18 protein-coding genes are annotated in these 26,583 nt (G+C 73.0%); 10 read left to right on the top strand and 8 right to left on the bottom strand.

What is annotated here, in order from left to right:
• Positions 1–636: 636 nt before the first annotated feature.
• The 4 genes from ACFV88_RS21935 to zapE all read right to left on the bottom strand — a co-directional run bounded on the left by ACFV88_RS21935 (position 637) and on the right by zapE (position 6,530).
• Positions 637–2,187 carry an alkaline phosphatase PhoX gene (locus ACFV88_RS21935; protein WP_385493396.1) on the bottom strand — a complete coding sequence of 517 codons (1,551 nt, stop codon included), beginning with the start codon at positions 2,185–2,187 and terminating at the stop codon, positions 637–639.
• Between the two features lie 348 nt (positions 2,188–2,535).
• Positions 2,536–3,972 (bottom strand): SulP family inorganic anion transporter, encoded by a 1,437-nt coding sequence (locus ACFV88_RS21930; RefSeq protein WP_385493393.1) that lies wholly within the window; start codon positions 3,970–3,972, stop codon positions 2,536–2,538.
• A 539-nt stretch (positions 3,973–4,511) separates the two neighbouring features.
• Complete coding sequence (locus ACFV88_RS21925; RefSeq protein WP_385493392.1) at positions 4,512–4,997, bottom strand: hypothetical protein; 486 nt, start codon at positions 4,995–4,997, stop codon at positions 4,512–4,514.
• A 435-nt stretch (positions 4,998–5,432) separates the two neighbouring features.
• Positions 5,433–6,530 carry a cell division protein ZapE gene (gene zapE, locus ACFV88_RS21920; RefSeq protein WP_385493391.1) on the bottom strand — a complete coding sequence of 366 codons (1,098 nt, stop codon included), beginning with the start codon at positions 6,528–6,530 and terminating at the stop codon, positions 5,433–5,435.
• A 37-nt stretch (positions 6,531–6,567) separates the two neighbouring features.
• Here zapE and ACFV88_RS21915 point away from each other — a divergent pair, with 37 nt between their 5' ends.
• The 7 genes from ACFV88_RS21915 (at position 6,568) to ACFV88_RS21885 (ending at position 15,065) form a co-directional block, all read left to right on the top strand.
• Positions 6,568–7,497 (top strand): pyrimidine reductase family protein, encoded by a 930-nt coding sequence (locus tag ACFV88_RS21915; RefSeq protein WP_385493390.1) that lies wholly within the window; start codon positions 6,568–6,570, stop codon positions 7,495–7,497.
• A gap of 132 nt (positions 7,498–7,629) precedes the next feature.
• On the top strand, positions 7,630–8,103 hold the full coding sequence (locus ACFV88_RS21910) for an indole-3-glycerol phosphate synthase (RefSeq protein WP_385493389.1): 474 nt from the start codon (positions 7,630–7,632) through the stop codon (positions 8,101–8,103).
• A gap of 167 nt (positions 8,104–8,270) precedes the next feature.
• Positions 8,271–9,659: a UDP-N-acetylmuramate--L-alanine ligase gene (murC, locus tag ACFV88_RS21905; protein ID WP_385493388.1), complete on the top strand. Its 1,389-nt coding sequence runs from the start codon at positions 8,271–8,273 to the stop codon at positions 9,657–9,659.
• 76 nt (positions 9,660–9,735) lie between these two features.
• Positions 9,736–10,143: a peptide-methionine (R)-S-oxide reductase MsrB gene (gene msrB, locus ACFV88_RS21900; protein ID WP_385493387.1), complete on the top strand. Its 408-nt coding sequence runs from the start codon at positions 9,736–9,738 to the stop codon at positions 10,141–10,143.
• A 230-nt stretch (positions 10,144–10,373) separates the two neighbouring features.
• Positions 10,374–12,650, top strand: coding sequence for a germacradienol/geosmin synthase (locus ACFV88_RS21895; RefSeq protein WP_385493386.1), 2,277 nt, complete (start codon positions 10,374–10,376; stop codon positions 12,648–12,650).
• Between the two features lie 229 nt (positions 12,651–12,879).
• Complete coding sequence (locus tag ACFV88_RS21890) at positions 12,880–14,004, top strand: M24 family metallopeptidase (RefSeq protein WP_385493383.1); 1,125 nt, start codon at positions 12,880–12,882, stop codon at positions 14,002–14,004.
• Between the two features lie 32 nt (positions 14,005–14,036).
• Positions 14,037–15,065 (top strand): phosphotransferase, encoded by a 1,029-nt coding sequence (locus ACFV88_RS21885; protein ID WP_385493382.1) that lies wholly within the window; start codon positions 14,037–14,039, stop codon positions 15,063–15,065.
• 49 nt (positions 15,066–15,114) lie between these two features.
• Here ACFV88_RS21885 and treZ read toward each other — a convergent pair whose 3' ends face one another.
• Complete coding sequence (treZ, locus tag ACFV88_RS21880; RefSeq protein ID WP_385493381.1) at positions 15,115–16,887, bottom strand: malto-oligosyltrehalose trehalohydrolase; 1,773 nt, start codon at positions 16,885–16,887, stop codon at positions 15,115–15,117.
• 213 nt (positions 16,888–17,100) lie between these two features.
• Here treZ and ACFV88_RS21875 point away from each other — a divergent pair, with 213 nt between their 5' ends.
• Complete coding sequence (locus tag ACFV88_RS21875; protein WP_385493447.1) at positions 17,101–17,646, top strand: FHA domain-containing protein; 546 nt, start codon at positions 17,101–17,103, stop codon at positions 17,644–17,646.
• Positions 17,647–17,872: 226 nt separating this feature from the next.
• Here the strand turns inward: ACFV88_RS21875 and ACFV88_RS21870 are convergent, their stop codons facing one another.
• The 3 genes from ACFV88_RS21870 to glgX all read right to left on the bottom strand — a co-directional run bounded on the left by ACFV88_RS21870 (position 17,873) and on the right by glgX (position 24,103).
• A complete protein-coding gene (locus ACFV88_RS21870) occupies positions 17,873–19,126 on the bottom strand; it encodes a M14 family zinc carboxypeptidase (RefSeq protein ID WP_385493380.1) in 1,254 nt (417 codons plus the stop codon).
• Between the two features lie 218 nt (positions 19,127–19,344).
• A complete protein-coding gene (gene treY, locus ACFV88_RS21865) occupies positions 19,345–21,846 on the bottom strand; it encodes a malto-oligosyltrehalose synthase (protein ID WP_385493379.1) in 2,502 nt (833 codons plus the stop codon).
• A 103-nt stretch (positions 21,847–21,949) separates the two neighbouring features.
• On the bottom strand, positions 21,950–24,103 hold the full coding sequence (gene glgX, locus ACFV88_RS21860) for a glycogen debranching protein GlgX (protein ID WP_385493378.1): 2,154 nt from the start codon (positions 24,101–24,103) through the stop codon (positions 21,950–21,952).
• A gap of 179 nt (positions 24,104–24,282) precedes the next feature.
• Between glgX and ACFV88_RS21855 the strand changes: the two genes are divergently transcribed.
• Complete coding sequence (locus tag ACFV88_RS21855) at positions 24,283–25,161, top strand: Tat pathway signal sequence domain protein (protein WP_385493377.1); 879 nt, start codon at positions 24,283–24,285, stop codon at positions 25,159–25,161.
• A 40-nt stretch (positions 25,162–25,201) separates the two neighbouring features.
• A complete protein-coding gene (locus tag ACFV88_RS21850) occupies positions 25,202–26,503 on the top strand; it encodes a copper amine oxidase (RefSeq protein ID WP_385493376.1) in 1,302 nt (433 codons plus the stop codon).
• The last annotated feature ends 80 nt before the right edge of the window (positions 26,504–26,583 follow it).

Here is a 26,583-nt window from a genome sequence, read left to right as displayed (position 1 = left end):
CGATGTGCGTGACGTCGGGCATCCCGTCGGCACCCGCGGCGTTCCGGATCCCGGAACGTGCGGGCGCGCCCGTGAGGCGTGGCCCTGGCCCCTGCGCCGCGCCCCGCCTGGTCGGGGTGCGGGCGGCTGCCTCGGCGTACCAGGGCGCCGAGGTGGGGCCGTTGGGCTCGCTCACGGAGAGGAGTCCGCGGGTCGTGCTCGCGGGGCGACGCTCACGGGTCGGCGCCTGCGCGATCACGAGCGCGCGGTGCTCCTCATGCGTGCATTCGAGGGACGAGGGGGTCGTCCGGCCCGCCGGCACCGCGGTCACGGGTGTCGGCCATCCGCTCGTTCGTTCCTTTGCTCGGGCCCCGCCTCCCTCCGTCCGTTCGGCTTCCTTCCGGGCGACCGGGTCGCGAAGCCGGCCGCCGATTGATCCGGGAGCCCGGGGGCGCCCCCGGGTGTTCAGCGGAGCCCGACCGCACGTCCCGTGGTCCGTGCCCCGTGCGCCGAGCGCCGCCCGCATCAATCAGAGGGAGAACGCGGGGCCGCCCCGGCGGAGTGCCTGATTCCGCACAGCTGGACCCGATTTCCCGCCGTTTCACCCGTGTGAGGGAGGTGGGTGGGGCGGGTTGACGAGGGTGTGGGCGTCCCGGGTCAGCGCCAGGGGCCGGTGACCGCGAAGGTCGTCCCCGGGGTGTAGCAGTTCACGTACATCGTGCCGCCGCGCGGGGAGAACGTCACTCCGGCGAACTCGCCCCAGTCGGGCTCCTGGGGCGTGCCGATGTCCTGCCTGTTGCGGGCCATCGCGTACACCTCCCCCTTGCGGGTCACTCCGTACACGTGCTGGCCGCCACCGCCGTCCTCGCAGACCATGAGGCCGCCACCGGGTGCGAGACAGATGTTGTCCGGGCGCTCGCCCGGCAGTTGGACGTCGGCGTCGGGGCCGAAGACGACGACCAGGGTGAGCCGTGCCCGCCGGGGGTCGTAGCGCCAGATCTGCCCGTAGTGGTCGGCGGCCGAACCCTCGCGACTGCGGGCGTACGAGGACACGAAGTACACGCAGCGCCCGCCCCAGTAGCAGCCCTCCAGCTTCTGGGCGTGGGTGATTCCCGCGGGGCCGAAGTCCTGGTGCCGGACGGGGGTTTCGACGGCGAGCGGATCAGGAACGTCGACCCACTCCACCCCGTCGAAGCGGGCGCCCGCCTCCCGTACGGACGAGAGGTCGGGGACCTCCGGCACGCGCATCGCCTGGAGGCGTCCGCCCGCCCGCAGCGAGCCGAGCCCGCCGCGGGGCCGAGCGGGCAGGAAGCGGTAGAAGAGGCCGAACGGACGGCGGAACGCGTCCTCCGTCTCGTACACGGTGCCGTCACGCGGGTCGATCGCCACGGCCTCGTGCTGGAAGCGGCCCATCGCGGTGAGCGGCTCGGCTCCGGTCCTGCGGGGGTCCACGGGGTCCACCTCGAAGACGAACCCGTGGTCCTTGGCGTAGCCGTTGGTGCCGGCCTGGTCCTCGGTCTCCTCACAGGTGAGCCAGGTACCCCACGGGGTGGGCCCGCCGGCGCAGTTGACGGCCGTGCCCCCCAGGGAGACGCGTTCGTCCACGACGGTGTGTCCGCGGTCGAGGGTGAGCGTCGTGCATCCGCCCTTGCCCATCGGGTCGTACGTCAGTCCGGGGACCGTGGGGACCGGTAGCGCGGCGGTCGCCCGGTTCTCGTGGTTGCGGACCAGATGGGTCCGTCCGCCGTGGTGACCGCGTCCCGCGAACGCCGCCATGCCGTCATGGTTGCCGGGGACCGGGCCCTCGCCCGAGCGCAGCGGTTCGCCCTCGCGCGACAGCACCCGGTACCGGAATCCCCGCGGTAGGTCGAGGAGCCCCTGAGGATCGGGGACCAGCGGGCCGTAACCGTCGTTCCCGAGACCCGCGGGGGGCCGTGCGCTGGCATCGCCCGCGAAGAGTTCGGAGAGGTTGCCCGCGAACGCGATGCCCAACCCCAAGGCACCCGTACGAGCCAGTACCCGGCGCCGGTTCGGGCGCCCGGCGGCCTCCGTCACCGGGGAAGCGGGGGCACCGGCGCCCGGACCGGGGCGCGCCGCCGGGGCGGAACCCTCGTACGGGGCGGAGGGGGCGGGGGGAACGTACGGGGCGGGCGGGGGAGGGGACGAGCGACGGGCCTCGGTGGGCTCGTGTTCCTGGGCGCGTGCCATGGGGGAACCTCCTGTGGGTGGACAGGACGTGCGACGACCACGAGGAACCCTTGTGTGTAGCACGCACCCCACACCCCCGGAACCACCCCGGCCCCGTGTCCCCACCCGCGTGGCGCAACCCGGTCGCCCGCCCGCTGGCGCAGCACGGGCGCGCACCGCTCGACCCGATGCGCCGGCGCATCCTCCGTACGGGCGCGCTGCCTGTGACGTCGGCAGGTGCGGGCGCGGGGGAGACCAGGGCCCGGCAGGGGCACCACGTGCCCGGACGGTGGCTCCCGGGTCGGGCGGCACCTGGCGCGTACGCGTTCCCGAGGGGAGCCCGGGCGGGCGCCCCTCGGGAACGTCACCTCAGGCCCGGCCCCCTACCGGGGTCACGGTGACGCACTCGGGTCCGCCCGTGCCGTGGCGGGCGGACCAGTTCTCCAGTGCGGTCCGGCACGCGTGGTCCAGGTGGTGGAGACCCGACAGGTCCAACTCGACCGCACGGTCGTGGGGCAGCGCCTCCAGGGTGTCCAGGATGCGCGGCAGGCGCAGGAACGTCGCATTGCCCGACAGCCGCGCCCGTACGGTCCCTTCGCCCGTGTCCTGTACCTCCAGCCGTACGTGCGAAGCCTCCCAGGCGGTCTTCACCACGGCCATCGACAGCCCGATCACCACCCCCTCGAACATGCTGATGGCCACGATCGAGACGGCGGTGACTCCGAGGATCACCACCTCGCCCCGGTGGTCGCGCCACAGCGGCGGCAAGGCGCGCACGGGGATGAGCTTGCTCCCCGCGTGCACCAGGACACCGGCGAGCGCGGGCAGCGGGATGATCGCCAACGCTGCGGGGAACAGTGCGGCGAACAGCAGCAGCCACAGGCCGTGCAGCACCCGGGACGCCTTGGTCCTCGCGCCGGCCTGCACATTCGCCGCGCTGCGCACGATGACCGCGGTCATCGGCAGCGCACCGAGCAGTCCGCACACCGTGTTGCCGGCGCCCTGAGCCATCAACTCCTTGTCGTAGTGGGTGCGTCGGCCGTGGTGCATGCGGTCCACCGCCGCCGCGCTGAACAGGGACTCCGCCGATGCGATCAGGGTGAACGCGAGGATGGTGCCGAGCATGCCGATGTTCGCGAGGGCCGCGAAGTCCCCCGTCTCCGGGAGTCGTACGGAGTCCAGTAGCCCGGTGACCTCGACCTTCGCGACCGGGAGCGAGAACGCCACTGATGCGGTGGTGGCGAGGGCGACTGCCGCGAGCGGAGCGGGTACGAGTCGGGCCGCGTGGGGTACGTGCCGCCACAGCACCAGGACGGCGATCGTGCCCGCGCCGAGCAGCAGCGACAGTCGGGCCGTTGACGTGCCGAAGGTGTCGAGGAGCATGCCGGGCAGCCCTGCGATCTTGTCGAGCCCGGCGGCCGGTGCCTCGGCGCCGGTCATCGCGTACAACTGGCCGGCGATCAGGACGAGTCCGATGCCGGCGAGCATCCCCTCGACCACGGACACCGAGATCGCCCGGAACCAACGGCCCCAGCGCAGTGCGCCCATGAGGAGTTGCAGGACACCGGTGGCCAGGACGATGACCCCCAGTGCCGCGAGCCCGTAGGCCCGCACGGCCTCCAGGACGAGCACGGTCAGACCGGCGGCGGGGCCGGACACCTGAAGGCTGCTGCCGGGGAGCGCACCTGCCACGAGTCCGCCCACGATGCCCGTGACCAGGCCGAGTTCGGCGGGTACCCCGGAGGCGACGGCGACGCCCACGCACAGGGGGAGGGCGACGAGGAAGACGACGATCGAAGCGCTCAAGTCCGGCCGGAGCGCGGCGAATCCGCTGGGGGCGGGGGAGTCGGACGAGTCGCGTGAGCGCGGTGACCCAGCAGACCCAGTAGGCCCAGCAGACCCAGAGGGGCCAGAAGGGCCAGTGGACCCGGGAAGACCGGAGGGGTCGGAGGGGTCGGTGTGAGCGGAGGAACTGTCGGACCCCGGGGGGCCGGCGGAAGCGGGGCGCTTGACGCGCCTCTTGAGGGTGTTCATACGGATGCCTCCTGCGCGCTGGAACAGCGCGTGGGTGTTGCGTGTGGGGGAACGGGGGGCAGGCGTGTGGGCGGACCGGGCAAGAGCAACCGACCGGGCTCCGCGTGGGCCGAGTATGGGGGCCCGCGGCTACACCGATGACGGTCGGGCGACCACCGGACGTGGAGCCGGGGTGCTGCCGTCGACCCCGGTGGGGCCGCTGTGCTGGCTGATCCAGGTATTGGCCGCGGACGGGGTCATCGAGGGTTTCCGTGCCCGGTGTTGAGCCTTTCGAGTGAACCGGAGCGGTCAGGAGCCGTCCGGCGGCGGGTTCAGCAGCGGAAGACCTGGAGTGTCGCCGGGCGGTCGGCCGGTCTGAGTCGGACCGAGGGTCGGTCGTCCCGCGGCTCCCGCGGGGTGGCCGGCAGCGGGGTCGTGGTGCCGAGGCGGTTCAGGAGCGGGGGACGCTGCGGAGTGTGCTCCTCACAGCGGTGGCGGTCGCGCGCCCGCAGGATCTGCACCGCTTCCTCGACCGGGTGTTCGTGGCGCAGACGGTCGTGGGCCCCGGGCCCTTCGGCCATCCGGGTGACCCGGACCGGGACCGCCGTCGCGGTCCTCTCCGCTGGTGGGCTCGTGGACGTCGCCGTCGGGGCGACGGGGCCGGGGCGTGGACCGACGGTGGCCGTGGACTGTGGGCGCACGGCCCCCTCGGAAGTGTGTGCGGTTGCCAACGGAGAAGTGGGAGTGAACAGATGGAGCGCGAACAGCAGGGCGGCGATGATGCAGGGCGGCAGCCGTGTACCGAGGCCGTCACACATGCGTTCACCTCCCCATCGGTCCTGCGGCGCTCGATCTGGGGGTATCGGCGCGGCGGGCCACCGGTGTCTGCCGACCTCAACGGCCGGGACCGGGCATCACGTTCCCCAAGGCAATCTCCACGTTAACGGCCCGACTCGCTTATGTGGTTACCGTGACGTTGCGTGCGCGTGATCGACCGGAACCGATCATGTGGAGATCGGAGATGGCCGAATGATGGGGAGCGTGCGCTGCTGGTGCGCGCTGTTTCGCGCTCGAACGCGCTGTCTGGCCAGATGGCGCGCCGTAGCACCGAGTCACCCGTACGGCGCAGCCGTTGCCGGGAGGCACGCCCACCTCCGGAGGTGGCCCCCACCACGGGCGGCGGCACGGCAGCGGCAGGGCGGGGTGGGGGCGGGGCGGCAGGGGAGAGGCGGAGAAGCCGGGCGCAGGGGGCGTCAGTGCTCGACGAGCGTCCGGGCGTCGCGGGCGAGCGCAGTCAGCCGGGAGATGGCCCGGAAGTACTTCTTGCGGTAGCCGCCCTTCAGCATCTCCTCGCTGAACAACCGGTCGAAGGGGACGCCGGACGCGAGGACCGGCACCTCGCGGTCGTACAGACGGTCGGCCAGGACGACCAGCCGCAGGGCCGTCGACTGGTCCGGCACCGGCTCGACACCGGTGAGGCAGACGGCCCTGAGGTCGTCCGTCAGCGCTCCGTACCGGCTCGGGTGCACCCGAGCGAGGTGGTCCAGCAGCTGGGGGAAGTCGTCCAGCGACGCGCCGGGCGTGGCGTAGGCCGCCTTGGTGACCTGTTCGTCCGAGTGCGGTGCGGGAGCCTCGGGCAGGCCCCGGTGCCGGTAGTCCTCGCCGTCGATGCGCAACGGGTGGAACTTCGCGGACAGGCCCTGGATCTCGCGGAGGAAGTCCGCCGCGGCGAACCGGCCCTCGCCCAGTTTGCCCGGCAGCGTGTTCGACGTGGCGGCCAGTGCCACGCCTTCGTCGACCAGCTTCCCCAACAGGGAGGAGACGAGCACCGTGTCCCCGGGGTCGTCCAACTCGAACTCGTCGATGCACAGGAGCCGGTGGCCGCCGAGGGTGCGCACCGTCTGCTGGAAGCCCAGCGCGCCGACCAGGTTCGTCAGTTCCACGAAGGTTCCGAACGCCTTGAGGGCGGGCGGTGCCGGGGTCGCGTGCCACAGCGAGGCGAGCAGGTGCGTCTTGCCGACGCCGTAGCCGCCGTCGAGGTAGACGCCGCGCGGGCCCGAGGGCGCCGCCGGCTTGGCCCGACCGCCGAACCACCGCCGCTTGCCGGCCCCGGTCGCGTGCGCCCCGCCCAGCCCGGCCGCGAAGCCGCTGAGCACCCGGACGGCCTCGCTCTGGCTCGGCTGGTTGGGGTCCGGGATGTACGTAGCGAAACGGACCGCGTCGAAGCGCGGCGGGGGGACCATCTCGGCGACCAGACGCTCCGCGGGCACCTGCGGCTCACGGGCGCAGAGGGACACGGGAACGACGTCGGCTATGGGGCTGGGGCCCGCGGCTGCGGTGGATGAGGACACGATTCCCCACTCTAAGGGCCGTGCGAGACTGCACGACATGCGACGCCTGTTCCCTGTGACCGACCAGACACCCGGCCGTCCGCTCGTGGTGGGTGCCGCCGGTACCGGCGACGCACCAGTGGGCACCCCCGCACCGGCCGGCACACCCGCATCCGCCCCGGCGGCAGGCTCGCCCGCCGCCGCCGCCGCCTCCGCCTCGGACGCGCCGCCCGCACCCGCCCCGGACGCGCCGCCCGCGTCCGCGCAGGACCGGGAGTGGAGCCTCGACGAACTCGCGGACGCCTACGCCTACCCCCAGGGGCCCGAGGTGTGGCTGCGCGCCAACATGGTCTCCGCGCTCGACGGCGCGGCCCAGCACGAAGGCCGTTCGCAGCCCCTCTCCAACGCCACCGACATGCGCATCTTCGGCACCCTCCGAGGGCTCGCCGATGTCGTCGTGGTCGGTGCAGAAACGGTACGCCAGGAGGGTTACCGACCGGCCCGCGCCCGCGAGGCGTTCGCCGCCCGACGGTCCGCCGCCGGACAGGGGCCCGCCCCCGCCGTCGCCGTGGTGAGCGCGGGCCTCGACCTGGACTTCGGGCTGCCGCTGTTCACCGAACCCCTGGTGCCCAGCCTCCTGGTGACCGGTGCGGGCGCCCCCGCCGACCGGCTCGCCGCAGCGCGTGCCGCCGGCGTCGAGGTGGTGATCGCCGGGGACGGTGCCGCCGTGGAGCCGGCGCGGGCGGTACGGGCCCTCGCGGACCGGGGGCTGCGCCGCCTGCTCACCGAAGGGGGGCCCCGGCTGCTCGGCCAGTTCGTGGCGGCCGGCGTGCTCGACGAGCTGTGCCTGACGCTGTCGCCGATGCTCACGGCCGGGACCGCGCAGCGCATCGCGGGAGGGCCGGACCTCCCCGTGCCCGAACGGTTCTCCCTCGGGTCACTGCTCGAAGAGGACGGCTTCTTGTTCGCTCGGTACCACCGAGGCTGACATTCGGCGGAATGATCTGTTCCGCTTAGCTTCCTGCGGGCAGACTAAAGCACGCAGACCCCGTGCGATCACGGGGCAGGATGGTTTCCGCAGGGGCCGTGGACGGCCCCCGGATGGAGAAGGGCGCCCGACGTGTTCACGAGCGTACTGATGATCGAAAAGGCCCTCACGTCCGTCGACGTGGAGTTCGTCACCACCCTGCACGGTGATGAGGGCGCCACCTTCCACGTACTGCTCCAGCCCCGCGGTGACCAGGCGGACCGCCTGCTGCGCGCCATCGACGACGTGGCCCTGGGCGAGCTGGAGGAAGCGGCCCGCGAGGGGGAGACCCCCGAGGGCGACGAGGCGGCCGAACCGGCGCGGCAGGCGCTGAACGTCTCCCTGACGGCGCTGCGGGCCGCCGGGTGCCGGGCCGAGGGCCGACTGGTCGACAACCACCCCCTGGACGCCCTGAAGTCACTGGTGGACGAGGTCGGGGCCGATGAGGTCATCGTCCTCACCGACCCCCACTACGTGGAGGAGTTCTTCCACCGCGACTGGGCCTCCCGGGCCCGCCACAAGGTGGGCGTCCCGGTCCTGAAACTGTTCTCGCACAGCAAGGCATAGGCTGGGGCCCCGGCCGCCCCACCAGCGCGTCCGGGAGCCCTCGGGCGTACGGGACCGGCTGCCGACCCGGCGCGCGGCGGGCGCAACTCCAAACCAGTAGCGACCACCAGCCGCAACCGGCGACGACCAGCAGCGCGCAGCGCCACAGCACCCAGGGAGACACACGCATGGCACCCGGCCTTCCCACCGCCATGGACCGACCGCACTTCATCGGCATCGGCGGCGCCGGAATGTCGGGCATCGCGAAGATCCTCGCCCGGCGCGGTGCCAAGGTCGCCGGCAGTGACGCCAAGGAGTCCCGTACCGCCGAGGCGCTGCGGGCGCAGGGCGTGACCGTCCACATCGGCCATGCCGCCGACCACCTCGCGGACGACGCCAGCTGTGTCGTCGTCTCCTCGGCGATCCGCTCCGACAACCCGGAGCTGGCCCGGGCCGCGGTCCTCGGCGTGCCCGTGGTCCACCGCGCCGACGCCCTGGCCTCCCTCATGACGGGGCTGCGCCCCATCGCCGTCGCCGGGACGCACGGCAAGACCACCACCACCTCGATGCTGGCGGTCTCCCTGCGGACGCTCGGTCTCGACCCCTCGTACGCCATCGGCGGTGATCTCGACGCCCCCGGCTCCAACGCCGAGCACGGCGGCGGCGAGATCTTCGTGGCGGAGGCCGACGAGAGCGACCGCAGCTTCCACAAGTACGCGCCCGAGGTCGCGATCGTCCTCAACGTCGAACTCGACCACCACGCCAACTACGCCTCGATGGACGAGATCTACGAGTCGTTCGAGACGTTCACCGACCGCATCGTGCCCGGCGGCACCCTGGTCGTCTCCGCCGACAACGAGGGCGCCCGCGAACTCACCCGCCGGGTGGGTTCCCGAGCGCGCGTCGTCACCTACGGCGAGTTTGCCGACGCCGACGTCCGGGTGCTCTCGGTGGTGCCGCAGGGCCTGAAGAGCGAGGTCACCGTCCTCCTCGACGGCCGTGAGCTGACCTTCACCGTTTCGGTGCCCGGCAGCCACTACGCGCACAACGCCGTCGCCGCCCTCACCGCCGGCGTGGCGCTCGGCGTGCCCGCCGAGGACCTCGCCCGGGCGCTCGGTTCCTACACCGGGGTCAAGCGCCGCCTCCAGCTCAAGGGCGAGCAGGCCGGGGTCCAGGTCATCGACTCCTACGCGCACCACCCGACCGAGATGACGGCCGATCTGGAGGCGATGCGCGCCGCCGTCGGGGACGCCCGCATCCTGGTGCTCTTCCAGCCGCACCTGTTCTCACGCACCCAGGAACTCGGCAAGGAGATGGGCGAGGCCCTGACCCTCGCCGACTCCTCCGTGGTGCTGGACATCTACCCCGCGCGCGAGGACCCCGTTCCGGGCGTCACCAGCGCGCTGATCATCGACGCCGCACGGGCCGCGGGCGCCGAGGTGCGGGCCGTGCACGACAAGGAATCGGCTCCCGAGGTCGTGGCGGGAATGGCACGACCCGGCGACCTCGTTCTCACCATGGGCGCGGGCGACGTCACGGACCTCGGCCCGCTGATCCTGGACCGACTCGCCGAGTAGCCGGGCGGGACCCGCACCGCGGACGGTGCGGGTCCGCTCCGGACGGGCTCGGCCGACGGAAGTGAGGAACCGTTCCATGGCGTACGACATCGAGAAGCCGGACGAGCAGTGGCGCGCCGAACTGGCACCGGCGGAGTACGCGGTGCTGCGCCAGGCCGGTACGGAGCCGGCGTTCACCGGCGAGTACACGGACACCAAGGCCGAGGGCGTCTACTCCTGCCGCGCGTGCGGGGCGGAGCTGTTCACCTCGGAGACCAAGTTCGACTCGCACTGCGGTTGGCCGTCCTTCTTCGACCCCAAGGACACCGATGCGGTCGAACTGGTGGAGGACCGCTCGCACGGGATGAGCCGCACCGAGGTGCGCTGTGCCCGGTGCGGCTCCCACCTGGGGCACGTCTTCGCGGGTGAGGGGTACCAGACCCCCACGGACCAGCGGTACTGCATCAACAGCATCTCGCTGCGGCTGGCGCCCGAGGAGGGCTGAGCGACCTTCGGGGGCGCCGGGCACCCGTCCCGGTGCGCCCGCCCCGCCCCCGCGGAGGCCGCCCGGCACCGCGTTCCCGAGCCATGTACTCCTGTGCGACGAACGCGTGTGCGATGGTTCTCCGGCATCCGACCTCGGGCTTCTCCGTTCGACCGGTCGTCGTTTCACGCTATGGAGCGATCATGGGATGAGTCGCGGATGCATGGACGCCGCCGGGGTAGGGCGGGGCCATGACCCAGCCGTTCGAACTACCGAAGTTCTACATGCCGTACGAGGCGACCCTGAACCCCCGTCTGGAGGAGGCCCGGGCCCACACCCGTACATGGGCCCGCGCGATGGGGATGCTGGAAGGTTCCGGCATCTGGGACCTCGACGACCTCGAAGCCCACGACTACGCCCTGCTCTGCGCCTACACCCACCCCGAGTGCGACGGCCCGACCCTGTCGCTGATCACCGACTGGTACGTCTGGGTGTTCTTCTTCGACGACCACTTCCTGGAGACCTTCAAACGCAGCCAGGACCGGGCGGGCGGCAAGGCGTACCTGGACCGACTCCCGCTGTTCATGCCGAGGGACCCGTCGACGCCCGTGCCCGAACCGACGAATCCGGTGGAGGCGGGACTCGCCGACCTGTGGGCCCGTACCGTGCCGTCGATGTCGTCGGCGTGGCGGATGAGATTCGCGGTCAGCACGGAACACCTGCTCAACGAGTCGCTCTGGGAACTGTCCAACATCAACGAGGGCCGGATCGCCAACCCCGTCGAGTACATCGAGATGCGCCGCAAGGTGGGGGGCGCACCGTGGTCCGCCGGACTCGTCGAGTACGCCACCGCCGAGGTTCCGGCCGCCGTCGCCCGATCCCGTCCGCTGCGCGTCCTCATGGAGACGTTCTCCGACGGCGTCCACCTGCGCAACGACCTTTTCTCCTACCAGCGCGAGGTCGAGGAGGAGGGCGAACTCAGCAACGGCGTCCTGGTCCTGGAGACGTTCTTCGACTGCACCACCCAGGAGGCCGCCGACACGGTCAACGACATCCTGACCTCGCGCCTCCACCAGTTCGAACACACCGCGCTCACGGAGACCCCCGCCCTCTGCGTCGAGGAAGGGCTCGACCCGGCCCAGTGCGCCGCGGTCGCCGCCTATGTGAAGGGCCTCCAGGACTGGCAGTCCGGCGGCCACGAATGGCACCTGCGCTCCAGCCGCTACATGAACGAGGGCGCGGTCAAGGAGAGTTCGCCGCTGGGCGGACCCACCGGCCCGGGCACCGCGTCCTCCCGGATCGCGGAACTGCTCGGGGCGGCCGGCTCCGAGCGCCTGCGCGCCCACGCCCACGTCCCCCACCAACGGGTGGGCCCGTCGATCATCCCCGATTTCGCCCTGCCGTTCACGACCACGCTCAACCCCCACCTGGCGGCCGCCCGCGAAGGGCTCGTCGACTGGTGCCGGGCCGTCGGCTTCGTCTACGAAGGGCTGTGGGACGAGGCCGCGCTGCGCCGCTACGACCTGGCACTGTGCTCCGCCGGGCTCGATCCGACGGGCACCCGGGCCGCCCTCGACCTCAGTGCGGCCTGGCTGGCCTGGGGCACCTACGGGGACGACTGGTACCCGGTGGTGTACGGCCGCTCCCGCGACGTGGCGGGGGCCAAGGCGCTCACCGAACGGCTGAAGGCGCTCATGCCGGTGGACGGCCCGCTCACCACCGCGACGCCCGACCTCAGCGGGGGAGGACGACCCGACGCGCTCGGGACGGCCCCGGCGAACGCCCTGGAACGGGGGCTGGTGGACCTGTGGGCGAGGACGGCGGGCCCCATGGACCGCGGGGCGCGGCTGCTGTTCCGCAGATCCGTCGAGTCGATGCTGGACGCCTGGATGTGGGAGCTGGCGAACCAGGTGCAGCACCGCATCCCCGACCCCGTCGACTACGTCGAGATGCGCAGGGGAACGTTCGGCTCCGACCTCACCCTGAGCCTGTCCCGGATCGCCCACGGCAAGAAGGTCCCTCCGGAGGTCTACGAGAGCGGCCCGATGCGCTCGCTGGAGAACGCCGCCATCGACTACGGGATGCTCATCAACGACGTGTTCTCCTACCAGAAGGAGATCGAGTACGAGGGCGAGGTGCACAACCTGATCCTCGTCGTCCAGAACTTCTTCGGCTGCGACTACCCGAGGGGCGTCTCAATGGTCCACGACCTGATGAACGGTCGGCTGCGCCAGTTCCAGCACGTCGTCGCCCATGAACTGCCGATCCTGTACGACGACTTCGACCTCGACGACGAGGCCCGGGAGCTCCTCGCCGGGTACGTCGGGGAACTGGAGAACTGGCTGGCCGGCATCCTGACCTGGCACCGCCAGTGCCAGCGGTACGCCCCCGAGCACCTGTCCCACGGCATGGGGGCGCTCCGCCCGCGCACGCACCGAGTGCCGTCCGGTCGGGGACCGGGCATCGTGCCGGCGAACCCGGGCCAGCCCTTCGCCTGGAAGGCCGCCGCCCGGGCCGCCACCGGGTGACCCGTACCCGCCCCCTCGTCCGGCTGTGCCCGTGCGGGTCACCGCCGGGCGCACCGCCGGGCGAGGGGACCGGGGGCGGGTCGGGGGACCGCCGGCCGCCGGGGCGGCTCCCGCAATGGAGTCGCGTCACCCGGTGCGCCCGGGCAGGATGCTGACCGAGGGGCGAGCACGCGTCCCCGGGGCCCGCTCCCGCTGGTGCGGGAACGGGGCCGAAGGGACGGAGGCACCCATGACCAGCACCCCCGAACCGTTCACGGCGGACGACTACGCCGCGCGCCTGGCCCGCGCCGCGCACGCCGCGGCGGAGGCCGGCCTCGACGGAATCGTCGTGGCGCCCGGCCCGGACCTGGTGTGGCTCACCGGGTACCGGCCCACGGCGATCACCGAACGCCTCACCGCACTCGTGGTGGCACCCGGCAGCGACCCCGTCCTCGTGGTGCCGACGCTGGAGGCCCCGGACGCGCAGGAGGCGCCGGGCGCCCCGGCACTCGCCCTGCGCGACTGGACCGACGGCCAGGACCCCTACGCCGCGACGGCGCCGCTGCTCGGCCCCGCCGGCCGCTTCGCGGTCAGCGACAACGCCTGGGCCATGCACCTGCTCGGACTCCAGCGGGCCCTGCCCGACACCACGTACACGGCGTTGACGACCGCCCTGCCCATGCTGCGCGCGGTCAAGGACGCGGCCGAACTCGAACGCCTGACGGCGGCCGGCGCCGCCGCGGACGCCACCTACGAGGAGATCAAGGGGGTTCCGTTCGCGGGCCGCAAGGAGACCGACGTCGCCGGCGACCTGGCGGACCTGCTCAGACGGTTCGGACACACACAGGTCGACTTCACGGTCGTCGGCTCCGGACCCAACGGGGCCAACCCGCACCACGAGGCAGGAGACCGGGTCATCCGGGAGGGCGACACGGTGGTCCTGGACTTCGGCGGGCTCCTGCACGGCTACGGCTCCGACACCTCCCGGACGGTGCACGTGGGGGAGCCCGGGGTGGCCGAGCAGACCGTGCACGACATCGTCCGCGAGGCCCAGGAAGCCGGGGTCCGCGCGGTCCGCCCCGGCATCGCCTGCCAGGAGGTCGACCGGGCGGCCCGCGCGCACATCGAGGACGCCGGGTACGGCGAGTTCTTCATCCACCGCACCGGCCACGGCATCGGGGTGACCACCCACGAGCCGCCCTACATGATCGAGGGCGAGGAACAGCCGCTGGTCCCCGGGATGTGCTTCTCGGTGGAGCCGGGCATCTACCTTCCGGGGCGTTTCGGCGTCAGGATCGAGGACATCGTGACCGTCACCGAGGACGGCGGTCGTCGACTCAACAACACCGCGCGCGACATGGCGATCGTGCACTGAGCCGCGCGACGGACCGGCCCTGGAATCGAGAGATGCAGCAACCTCCCACCGATGACCGGCGACGCCTCGACCCCGCCCCGCCCCCCGGCCACCAGCCGTCGGGCGGCCCGCCCCCGGACCGCGCCCCGCGCCCCACCGACGACGAGGTGCGGCACCTGGTCCGCACGCTCCTGCACGAAACCCCGACCGACCCGACCGACCGTGCCACGGCCGCCGCAGCCGACGACGCCCCCCGGGTACGGGCCGTCACCGAGGGCGGCGAGTTCTTCACCTGGTGGGTGGGCACCCGGCACGTGCTGCGGATGGCACCCGACCGCACGACGTCCGCGCGCCTGGGTCGCGAACTGCGGCTGCGCGAACTGATCCGCCGGCACGTGGGCGTGCCGGTGCCCGCCAGCGCCGCCGCCGGCACCTGGAACGGCGCCCTGGCCCACACCCTCGACCACCGGCTGCTCGGTGCCTCGGGCGAGGAGGCGCCCGTCTCGGCGGCCGGGGAGTCGGACCTCGCGGCCCTGCTGTCCGGACTGCGGGAGGCGTCCGCGAAGGACGCCCAGGCCCTGGGCCTGCCCCGGACACCGACCCGCTCACTGGACGAGCTGCGGGCCGGTGCGCGGCACGCCGCCTGGCAGCTCGTACCCGACCGGGAGTTCGACGTGGCGGGGCTCGCCCGGCTGACCCCCCGCGCGGTGGCGCAACTCGCCCCGCGCAGCGGCGAGGTGGTGGTCCACGGCGACCTCAAGGGGGAGCACCTGCGGGTCACCGGGGACGGGCGCATCTGCGGGGTCCTCGACTGGACGGACGCCTTCGTCGGCGACCCGGCGGAGGACATCGGCGGGCTGTGCATCTCGGTGGGGGCCCCGGCCGCGGTCCGGGCGGCGACCCTCGCGGGCTACGGCGCCCGGGAGTGTCTGCGGGGCCTGTGGCTCGCCCGCTGCGACACCGTGATCCGACTCGCGGACCGCCTGCACGGCACCGACGACAGTCCCGTGCCGCTGCTGCGCACCCAACTCGCCCGTGCCTGGGAGCCGATCCTGTTGGAGCTGCTCAGCGACGACGACTGAGGGCGCGCGCCGGCCGTCGGACCTGCGCGTCCGACGGCCGAGGGGGCGCTCAGGGCTGGAGGAGGACCGCACAGGACTCGCCCGGTACGGTGAGCATCCCCTCGACGCCCGGCGGCGAGAGGGGGTCCCAGGAGGCGAGCACGCGCGCGGGACGGCTGCCGAACGGGACGGAGACGGCCTGCGGGCCGGCGTTGACGACCACCCGCACGTCACCGCGGCGGAACGCGATCCACCGCGCCCGTTCGTCACACATCACCCGGACCGCCGACAGGTCCGTGTCGGTGAGGTCGGGCTGCTGGTGGCGCAGGGCGATCAGCTCCCGGTACCAGGAGAGCACCCGTGCGTGGGGCTCGTCCGTCAGCTCCGACCACCGCAGGCAGGACCGTTCGCGGGTCGCCGGGTCCTGCGGGTCGGGCACGTCCCCCGCGGCCCATCCGTGCGCCGCGAACTCCCGCTGCCGGCCGGCCCGCACGGCCTCGGCGAGCTGCGGGTCCCGGTGGTCGGTGAAGTACTGCCACGGGGTCGAGGCCGCCCACTCCTCACCCATGAACAGCATCGGGGTGAACGGTCCGGTGAGGGTCAGGGTCGCCGCGCACGCGAGGAGCCCCGGGGACAGCGTCGCCGACAGCCGGTCGCCACGGGCCCGGTTGCCGACCTGGTCGTGGGTCTGCGCGTACCCCAGCAGCCGGTGCCCGGAGACGCGGGCGCGGTCCAGGGGGCGGCCGTGTCGGCGTCCGCGGAACGAGGAGTACGTGCCGTCGTGGAAGTAGCCGCCCGTCAGCGTCTTGGCGAGCGCCGCGAAGGGCGCTTCGGCGAAGTCCGCGTAGTAGCCCCCGGCCTCCCCGGTGAGCGCGGTGTGCACCGCGTGGTGGAAGTCGTCGTTCCACTGGGCGTGCAGCCCGAGGCCGTGGTGGCGGCGCGGGGTGATCAGCCGTGGATCGTTGAGGTCGGACTCCGCGACGAGGAACAACGGCCGTCCCGACTCCTCGGCGAGCGCGTCGACGGCCGCCGACAGCTCCTCGAGGAACGGGTACGCGCGGGTGTCCCGCAGCGCGTGCACGGCGTCCAGCCGCAGTCCGTCCAGCCGGTAGTCCCGCAGCCATGCCAGGGCACTGTCCCGGAAGTACGCCCGGACCTCGTCGGAGCCGGGCGCGTCCAGGTTCACGGCCTCGCCCCACGGAGTGCGGTGGGCGTCGGTGAAGTACGGGCCGAACGCGGACAGTCGGTTGCCGGACGGGCCCAGGTGGTTGTGCACCACGTCGAGCACCACGCCCAGGCCCAGCTCATGGGCCCGGTCCACGAACCGCCGCAGACCGGCCGGTCCCCCGTACGGCTCGTGGACGGCCCACGGCGACACCCCGTCGTAGCCCCAGCCGTGCCGGCCGGGGAAGGGGCACACGGGCATCAGCTCCACATGGGTGACCCCCAGTCGGGACAGGTGCTCCAGCCGGGTGGCCGCCGCGTCGAAGGTGCCTTCCCGGGTGAAGGTGCCGATGTGCAGCTCGTACAGCACCGCGCCCGTCAACTCCCGGCCCGACCAGGGGACGCGCCAGGGGTGGGCGCCGTGGTCGACGACCGCGCTGAGCCCCTCCGGGCCGTCCGGCTGGCGGCGGGAACGCGGATCGGGCAGGACCGGACCGCCGTCCAGCCGGAAGCCGTACCGGGTGCCGTCGACGGCCTCGGCCTCGCCCGCCCACCAACCGGGGCGCTCCGGGTCCCGGCCCAGGGTGCGCCCGCCCCCGCCGGGGCCCTCCGCGTCGACCGTCGCGTCGACGTACAGGACGACTTCTCCGACCTCTGGTGCCCACACCTCGAACAGCACGGACGACTACCTCTCGTCTTCTTCGGTCCCGGGCCGCGGCGACCCGTGGTCCATGGTGCGGCAAGCACGCCGCACGACGACCGAGGCACCGCCGTTCGAGGAGATCCCGTGTCCCGGCCCGCTTGTGGACACCTCGGGGCGCGCTGTCCGACAATCGGTCCTGTGACGTCGTCCTCCGAGTCCTTCCCGCGGCCAGTGCCGTCCGTGTCCGCGGTGCCCGCCGAGCCGTTCTCCCCCGTCGCCCGGGTCTCCGACACCGACCGCGACCGGGCGCTGACCGCCCTGCGGGACGGGGTCGCCCAGGGCCGGCTGTCCCAGGACACCTACCTGCGGCGGATGGAACTCGCCCTCGTCGCCCGGCACGCCGAAGAACTCGTCGCCCTCACCGCCGACTTGCGGAGCGAGCGCCGCTGGACGCAGGCGGTGCTCGGCGGGGTGTCGGCCGTCTCGGGCTTCACCGAGCGGATGCGCAGGGCGTGGCAGGGCGAGCGGCTGCCCAAGCTGCTCCTGCCGGGGTACTCGGGCGACCAGCCGCTGCGGATAGGCAGGGACCCCGGCAACGGGCTGCGGCTGAACCACGAGACGGTGTCCCGCGTGCACGCGGAGCTGGTCCACCGCGGCGGACTGTGGGTGCTGCACGACCTGGGGTCGACCAACGGGACCACCGTGAACGGGCGGCGGGTCGTCGGCTCCGCCGTGGTGCGGGACGGGGACCACGTCGGCTTCGGGCACCTGACCTTCCGGGTGACCGCCGGCTGACCGCGGTGCCCCCGAACCCTCGGCAGGGCCCGGGGGCCGCGACCTGTGCGGACCGGGGCCGGCACCGGGGCGAACTCCGTTGGAACGGACTACCAGTTGGTGCCGATCTTCGTACGGGTGCTGCCCCCATAGGCGACCCCGGGCGTTCCGGGAGCGGTCGCCCCCGGCCGCTCCCGCTCCGGGGCCGACCGCGTCGCCGCGGCCGTGCACACCCACCGGCGAGGAACTACCGGGACCGGATCGCGCGGGCGTGCCGGGCCGCGGCGAGCACCGTGCGCGTCTGGTGCTCCACCTGGTGCTCCACCGGCACCCACCGCGCCCGGAACCGCTCCGCGAACGCCTCGCACCAGTGGGTGACCACCTGTTCCAGCCGCGGCGCCGCCCGGTCGTCGATGCCCTTCAGGACGCGCAGCAGCATCGCGGCGGCCCGGAGCGGCACGCGCCGGCCGAAGGCGTCGACGCTCCCCACGTACGCGGCCCCGGCGTTGCCCGGCGGCGGCCCCGACCAGTCGTCGGCCAGTCCCGGCACGAGCTCCAGGGCCCACCGCGCCGCCCGCAACAGGGCACCGTCCGAGCGGGGCAGCCGGGGCGCCGCCTCCCGCAGGAACTCCTCCACCACCCGGGCGTCGGCCCGCAGCCGCAGGGACAACCGGTGCAGCTCCCGCCCGGGCGCGGGGTGCGGAGCGGGGTCCCCCACGAGTTCGCTCGCCCACATGGGCACCTCGACGACCGCGGTGAGGCCGCCGTACCGGTGCGCCCGGTGCCAGGTGCTGAGCCGGACGTCGTCGGGCATGCTGGGGAACACCGGGTGCGAGCCCGGCGGAGGCATCACATGGACGCCCGGGCCGGAGGCCGGCCAGCCGGCCGCGTCCGAGGGGCCGGCCTCCACCGGGATGTGCAGGTCCGCGGCGGACTTGACGAAGGGCTCCACCAGTCCGGGCACGTCCCGGGTGAGCTGCACCCAGCTGCCCCCCAGGTCCGTGCCGTGCAGGGACACCTGGAGGTAGGGCCGCACCTCGTCGATGACCGCCGTCAGGGTGCGGGTCTCCGGGGGCAGCCGGTCGGGCGGCAGCACGGAGGGCGCCCACTCCGGCTGTTCGGGGCCGGCCGGGCGGAAGAAGTGCCGGTGGTACTCCCACAGGGAGCGCGGCGCGGGGGTGCGGTGCAGCCGGGCCCCGTCCGGGTCGGCGCAGAGCAGGAAGTGCCAAGCGGTGTCGGCGCGCAACGACGCGTCGCGCAGGGTCAGTTCGGCCAGCCGCAGCACGGTCGAACCGCCGGTCGGCTCATTGGCGTGGGCCCCCGCGACCACGAGCACCGCCGGGCCCGCGCCGCCCACCGACAGCAGATGGATCGGTCTTCCCGCGCGCGAGGTGCCGACCTGCCGCAACCTGCTCACGTCCGGCCGACCGGCCGCCATGCTCCGGGCCGCCGCGACCACTTCCGCGACCGTGGGGTAGCGCTGCTCCGTCAGGTGACTCACCCCCGTTTGGTCCTCCTGCCGACGCATGCGCAGTAGTCCACGGGTCCCGTTCACTGTCAAGGAGTTCAGGGCGGGCGACCGGTCAATGCACTCCTTCGACCGTACGGGCGGGCTCCGCGGTCGGGCGTAGTCCCGCCGTACGGAGGGGGCGTGCCCGCGCCGCCTGGGCCACTCCCGTCACCGCACCCGCACGGCCCGCCACCGGGCAGGGCCGGCCGTCAGGGAACGGGGTCCGTCCCGCGGGCGAGCAGGGCCACCGGTAGTTCCGACAACAGGGCCGCCACCGGGACGGTCCCGGCGAACTCGCGCCCCGGGACCAGGAGATCGCGCCAGCTGCCGTCCGGGAGCTCCACCTCGCTGGCGCCCCAGCCGCCCGCTCCGGCGAGCCGTGCGGACAGTCGGGTGACGGCCACCAGCACCTGCTGGGCGCCCCCGGAGCGCACGAAGGCGACCCAGTGGTCCGCGGCGTGCCCCGTGGCGTACAGGGGCGTGTACGTGGCCCCTTCGCCGAAGGCGTCCGGGTGCCGTCGGCGCAGCCGCAGCGCCGTCGTCGTCAGGGAGGTCTTCTCGGCGGACAGCCCGGGCCCGACCACCCCGGCGTCGGTCGGCGGCGGCCCGGCCGGAGCGAAGTGCGCCGGGCGCCGGTTGTCGGGGTCCACCAGGGCCAGGTACTCCCGCTCGGTTCCCTGGTAGAGGTCCGGTACGCCCGGCATGGTCAGGTGCAACAGCGCGGCGCCCAGTACGTTGACCCGCACCTGCGGCGCCAGCTCCGCCAGCAGGGCGGTGACCCGCTCGGGCGCCCCGCCGCCGGGCCCCGCCGCCACGAAGTCCTCGACCGCCCGCTCGTAGACCGGGTCCGGCTCCGTCCACGAGGTGCGCAGCCCCGCCTCACGCACGTGTTTGAGCACGGCCCCCGCCAGTCGGCCGTCGCCGGGGAAGCCGAGCCCGACGGCCGACTGCCACGCCACCCACGCGACCTGCGGGTCGGGCGCCGGGAGGCCCGGGGGGCGCGCGGAGCGTTCCGTCAGCTCCGCGAGCAGGTCCGCCCACCGGTCCGGGCGCTCGGTCAGGGCCGCGATCCGGAGCCGGACGTCCGCGCTCCGCTTGGTGTCGTGGGTGGACAGCACCGTCCCGGTGAGGGGCCAGTCGCGTTGGAGGTGCGCGGCGTGCGCGTGGAAGGCGTCGACCGGCAGTGCGGGCGCGTCCGGGGCGCCCCCCACCTCGGTGGCCGACAGCAGGGCGGCGAACCGGTAGAAGGCGGTGTCCTCGACCGACTTGGCGTGCAGCGCGGACGCGGTCTGCGCGAACCTCGCCCGGAACGCCGACCGTTCGGACCCGTCGGACCCGTGTGACCCGTCGGACTGCTCGGCCCCGGCGGGCCGTTCGTGCCGTTCGGGCCGCTCGGGGGTGTCGTCGCCGGGCCCACCCGCCAGCAGCGACCGCACGGCGTCCACGGCCGCCGCCTCCTGGGGCACCGCGAACGCCGCCCTGGCCTCGCGCACGGACTCCTCGGACAGCACCCGCGCCAGGTCCGCGCCCCCGTAGGGCCGGTACACGCGCAGCCGGACCAACAGTTCCCGGATCGCCGTGCGCAGGGCCCACGGCGCGTGGTCGCGCAGCACCGGGTCCGCCGCGCACAGTCGGGTGCAGGCGCGGGTGAGGCGCTCCACCTCGGTGGCCAGCTCCCGGTTGACCACCCGGTGGGCGGCCCTGCGGACGGTGTCCTCCCAGTGGCCGCCCCGGTCGGCCGGGGGCGCGACGAACCTGCGGTACTGGTGCAGGAGTTCCCGGGACCCCGCCGGGTCGGTGAACAGGCCGTCCACCTGCCGCAGCGAGTCGTACCCGGTGGTCCCGGCGACCGGCCAGGACGCCGGCAGCCGCTCGCCCGCGGTGAGGATCTTCTCCACGACCGTCCACCGTCCCGCGGTCGCCTCGTGCAGCCGGCCCAGGTACGTCCCGGGGTCGGCGAGCCCGTCCGGGTGGTCGACGCGCAGGCCCTCCAGCACCCCTTCGCGCACCAGGTCGAGCACCTTGGCGTGGGTCGCGCGGAACACCTCGGGGTCCTCGACCCGGACCGCGATCAGGTCCGCCACGGTGAAGAAGCGGCGGTAGTTCAGTTCGGTGCGGGCCAGCCGCCACCACCCGAGCCGGTACCACTGGGCGTCCAACAGCCGCTCCAGCGGCAGCCCCTCGGTGCCGGGCCGCAACGGGAAGGCGTGCTCGTGGTAGCGCAGGACGCCCCCGTCGACCTGGAGCGAGTCGAGCTCGTCACCGATCCTGCGTCCCAGCACCGGGAGGAGCACGCGTCCGCCCTGGGCCTCCCAGTCGATGTCGAACCAGCCGGCGAAGGGGGACGCCGGGCCGTCGCGCAGGGTCTCCCACAGCGGCCGGTTCAGCCGGGGCAGCGCCGCCATGTGGTTGGGCACGATGTCGGCGACCAGCCCCAGCCCGTGCCCCCGTGCGGTGTGCGCCAGCTTCCGCAGCCCGTCCTCGCCGCCCAGCTCGTCGCGCACCCGCCCGTGGTCCACGACGTCGTAGCCGTGGGTGGACCCCGGCACGGCCTCCAGGACCGGGGACAGGTGCAGGTGGGAGACGCCGAGCGCGGCCAGATGGGGCACGGCCGCCTCGGCCGCGGCGAACGGGAACGAGGGCTGGAGCTGGAGGCGGTACGTGGCGGTCGGCGGTGCGGGGACACGGGGCTCGGCGGGCTGAGGCGTCATGGGGACGTACGTACCCGCCCGGGCGGGCTCCCTGTCACCCCGACCGGTCAGGTGGCGCAGCGGTACGCCGTCCGGTCCTCGTTCCGGCGCGGGCGGGGCCGGGTCAGACGGCCCGCTGGAGCACCACCAGGCTCCGGTCCAGCAGGGTCAGCCGGTCCCCGGCCTTGACCCCGTCCGCGCCCCTCGGGGGGACGCCCGAGGGGTGGGCGGTGTCGACCACGGTGCACCACCGGTGTCCGTGGTCGGGCGGGACCACGAAGTCCAGGGGCTCGGGGGAGGCGTTGAACATCAGCAGGAACGAATCGTCGCGGACGGGTTCCCCCCGGGGGCCGGGCTCGGAGATCGCGTCGCCGTTCAGGAACACGCTCAACGCACGGGCCTGGGCCGCGCTCCAGTCCCGCTGGCGCATCACCTCACCCTCCGGGGTGAACCAGACCAGGTCCGACAACTCGCCCTGGGTGTCCTGGGCCGGGCGTCCGCGGAAGAACCGTCGTCTGCGGAAGACCGGATGGTCGCGCCGCAGCCACACCATGGCCCGGGTGAAGGCGAGCTGACGGGCGGCGAGCTCGTCCTCCGGGTCCCCTTCCCCGCCGGCGCCGGCGGTCGGTCCACCGGGCCACCGCACCCAGGACAGCTCGCCGTCCTGGCAGTAGGCGTTGTTGTTGCCCCGCTGGGTGCGGGCGAACTCGTCGCCGTGGCTGAGCATCGGCACCCCCTGGGACAACATCAGGGTGGCGACCAGGTTGCGCATCTGCCGTTCCCGCAGGGCCCGCACTCCCGGGTCGTCGCTCTCGCCCTCCACCCCGCAGTTCCAGGAACGGTTGTGGTTCTCGCCGTCCCGGTTGTCCTCGCCGTTGTCCTCGTTGTGCTTCTCGTCGTAGGAGACCAGGTCGCGCAGGGTGAAGCCGTCGTGGCAGGTGACGAAGTTGATGGAGGCCAGCGGCCGGCGGCCGTCGTCCTGGTAGAGGTCGGACGAGCCGGTCAGCCGCGACGCGAACTCCGCGAGCCGCCGCGGCTCGCCGCGCCACAGGTCGCGCACCGTGTCGCGGTACTTGCCGTTCCACTCCGTCCACAGCGGGGGGAACTTGCCGACCTGGTAGCCGCCCTCGCCCAGGTCCCAGGGTTCGGCGATCAACTTCGCCCGGGAGACCACCGGGTCCTGTTGGACCAGGTCGAAGAAGGACGACAACCGGTCCACCTCGTGGAACTGCCGGGCCAGGGTCGCGGCCAGGTCGAAGCGGAAGCCGTCGACGTGCATCTCGGTGACCCAGTACCGCAGCGAGTCCATGATCAGCTGGAGGACGTGCGGGGAGCGCATCAGCAGCGAGTTCCCGGTGCCCGTGGTGTCGGTGTAGTGGCGCCGGCTCTCACCGAGACGGTAGTAGGACGCGTTGTCGAGGCCGCGGAAGGAGAGCGTCGGGCCGAGGTGGTTGCCCTCCGCCGTGTGGTTGTACACCACGTCCAGGATCACCTCGATCCCCGCCGTGTGCAGGGCCCGCACGGCCGACTTGAATTCCAGCACCTGCTGGCCCCGGTCCCCCCAGGAGGCGTACGCGTTGTGGGGGGCGAAGAAACCGATGGTGTTGTAGCCCCAGTAGTTGCCCAGACCCATGTCGACGAGCCGGTGGTCGTTGACGAACTGGTGCACCGGCATCAGCTCCAGTGCGGTCACCCCCAGCTCGGTCAGGTGCTCCAGGACCGCCGGGTGCGCCAGCGCCGCGTACGTCCCGCGCAGCTCGTCCGGCAGGGCCGGATGGCTCATCGTCAGGCCCTTCACATGGGCCTCGTAGATGACGGTGCGGTGGTACTCCGTACGGGGCGGACGGTCGTCCCCCCAGTCGAAGTAGGGGTTCACCACGACCGAGGCCATCGTGTGCCGGGCCGAATCGAGGTCGTTGCGGCGGTCCGGCGCCCCGAAGCGGTAGCCGTACACCTCCTCGCCCCAGTCGACCGCCCCGCTCACCGCGCGCGCGTACGGGTCGAGGAGCAGCTTCGCCGGATTGCAGCGCACCCCCCGTTCGGGTGCGTAGGGGCCGTGCGCGCGGAACCCGTAACGCTGACCCGGCATCACTCCGGGCAGATAGGCGTGGCGCACGAACGCATCGGTCTCGCGCAGTTCCACCGCCGTCTCGGAACCGTCGTCGTGCAGCAGGCACAGTTCGATGCGGTGCGCGGCCTCCGAGAAGACCGCGAAGTTCGTGCCGGCGCCGTCGTACGCGGCACCCAGCGGATACGCCTGTCCGGGCCAGACCTGCATGGGGGAGTCTCTTCCCCTTTCTGGTTCCTGGCCCTTCGTCCTCGGGGCCACCGGGGGCAGAGTCTTCCCGAGATCCAGGCAACCTCCTAGGACCCCGGTCCGTCCTACCGGGTGACCGCAAACCCGGTCGACAGACGGGTTCACACACGGGGGAGTTGGGGGAAACAGTGCGTCAATTGGTGAGACGCCATGTCGGGAAGGTCATGGCGGGCGGAGCGATCGCCGTCGCGGGGACGGCCGTGATGGTGGCCGTCACCCTTCCCGGAATGGCCGGCGCGGACGAGGCGGCCGACGACCGTCCCGCCCAGAGCCAGGAGCAGGGGCGGGCATCGGGTCAGGACGGCGGCGCCGACGCGGCGGCGAACGGGGACCGGAACAAGGCGGCGGACGGCTCGCAGGCGCCGGCGGACTCGGGGAGCACGACGACCCCGCCGCCCGCCGACGTGGTGCCGGCTCCCGCCGAGGGGGAGAAGGGCATCGGCAGCGACCCGCTGACCGACGACGAACTCCAGCAGGCCGAGCAGCTCGCCGCGACCGGCGACCTCCAGCGGTCCGCCCGGAACGCCGAGGGGGCCAAGGGCCCGGAGCACCTGTACACCAACCTCCAGGAGCCGGACCCGAACGCGCCGGCCACCGAGAGCAAGCGCAGGGCCGAGGTCGTGTTCTACGACTACGAGAAGGAGGCCACCGTCACCAAGACGGTGGACCTGTCCTCCGGCAAGGTCGTGGACACCGTCACCGCGAAGGGCGCGCAGCCGCCGCCGAGCCGGGACGAGCTGGCGGAGGCGGCGCGCGTGCTGATCGCCCACCCGCTCGGCAAGGACCTGAAGAAGGACTTCCGCCACGCCACCGGCAAGGAACTGACCGAGCCCGGCCAGGCGGAACTCAGCGGCATGATCTTCACGAAGCAGACCACGATGAAGGTCCCGGCCGGGCTGAAGGACTGCGGCAAGGACCGCTGCATCAGCGTCGTCTTCAAGGTCAAGGACGGGCCCTGGTTCGACACCCGCGCGAGCGTCGTCAACCTGAGCGCGCGCACCGTCGGCCGCCTCGGCTGACCCTCTTCCTGCCTCCCTCTCGACGAGGAGTTTCTTCCCGATGCTCGACCACAGAATCTCGCGTGCCCACAAGGGCGCCGGACTGGCCCTCGCCGTGACCGCGCTCATGGGCAGCACCGCCGTGGGCACCGCCCAGGCCGCCCCGCAGGCACCGCGCAACGCACCGGCTCCGGCCGCCGACTGTAGCGCCGCCTACCGCATCGAGCAGAAGCTCGACGGCGGCACCACCTGGCGCATGTGCTGGCGCTACGACCCGCTGGCCGGCGTCGTCCTGGACAAGGTCACCTACCAGCCCAAGGGCGAAGCGCGTCCCATCCGGGTGCTCAACAGCGCCCGGCTCGCCCAGATCCACGTGCCGTACGACGACGGCAAGAACGAGTACGAGGACCTGACCGCCACGACCTTCGGTTACGACCTCCAGAACCTCAAGACCGGCGAGTGCCCCGGCGGCACCATCCGCACCGTCAAGGTCCCCGACCGCGGCAACGTGAAGGGCCTGTGCACCACCACCCGCGCCCGGGGCCACGCCTACCGTCTCGCCAACGACTCGGGCAGCAAGGTCTGGCAGGCCCAGGGCAAGGACCTGCTGGTCTACTCGATCAACAAGGCGTCCTGGTACGAGTACATCACCGAGTGGCGCTTCTCCTCCGACGGCACCATCTCCTCGAACGTCGGCGCCACCGGCATGCTCTCCCCGTTCGACTACGACGGGGGCGACAGCCAGGGCTGGCCCATCGGCAAGAACGCCTCCGCGTACGCCGAGAGCCACAGCCACAACGTGTTCTGGCGCATCGACAGCGCGCTCGACGGCAACACCAAGAACAAGGTCGAGCAGTACGACTCCACGGTGACCCCGGCGAGCGGCGGTCGCAGCCCGATCACCAAGACCAAGCGCACCCCCGTCACCAAGGAACTCGGCGGTGACGCCAAGAGCATGCGCTGGTGGCGGCTGGTCAGCACCACCGGCAAGAACAAGGACGGTCACCCGCGCAGCTACGAGATCGTGCCGGGCCGCACCGACAAGTTCCCGGGCCGGTCGTTCACCAAGCGCGACGTGTACTTCACGGAGTACAAGAAGTGCGAGAAGTACGCGAGCGGCAACCCGAGCTGCCCGACCGGCACGCCCAACAGCGTCGACAAGTGGACCAACGGTCAGGCCCTCAAGAACCCCGTCACCTGGGTCAACATCGGCTTCCACCACATAGCCAGGGACGAGGACCAGGAGCCCATGCCGGTCCACTGGCAGGGCTTCTCGCTCGTGCCGCGTGACGTGACGGCCATGAACCCGCTCACCCCGGACGACCTCAAGAACCGCAACGGCAACGTCGGCCCGCTCGACTAGCCGTCAACCCGTCCGCACGGGAATCCACCACCCTTCCCATCGGGCTGCACCGCCGACCGCTCCCGGAGTACCCTTCCTTG

The sequence above is a fragment of the Streptomyces sp. NPDC059816 genome, assembly GCF_042732055.1.
Taxonomy (GTDB): Bacteria; Actinomycetota; Actinomycetes; order Streptomycetales; family Streptomycetaceae; genus Streptomyces.
This window is presented reverse-complemented; position numbering and strand designations above follow the sequence as displayed.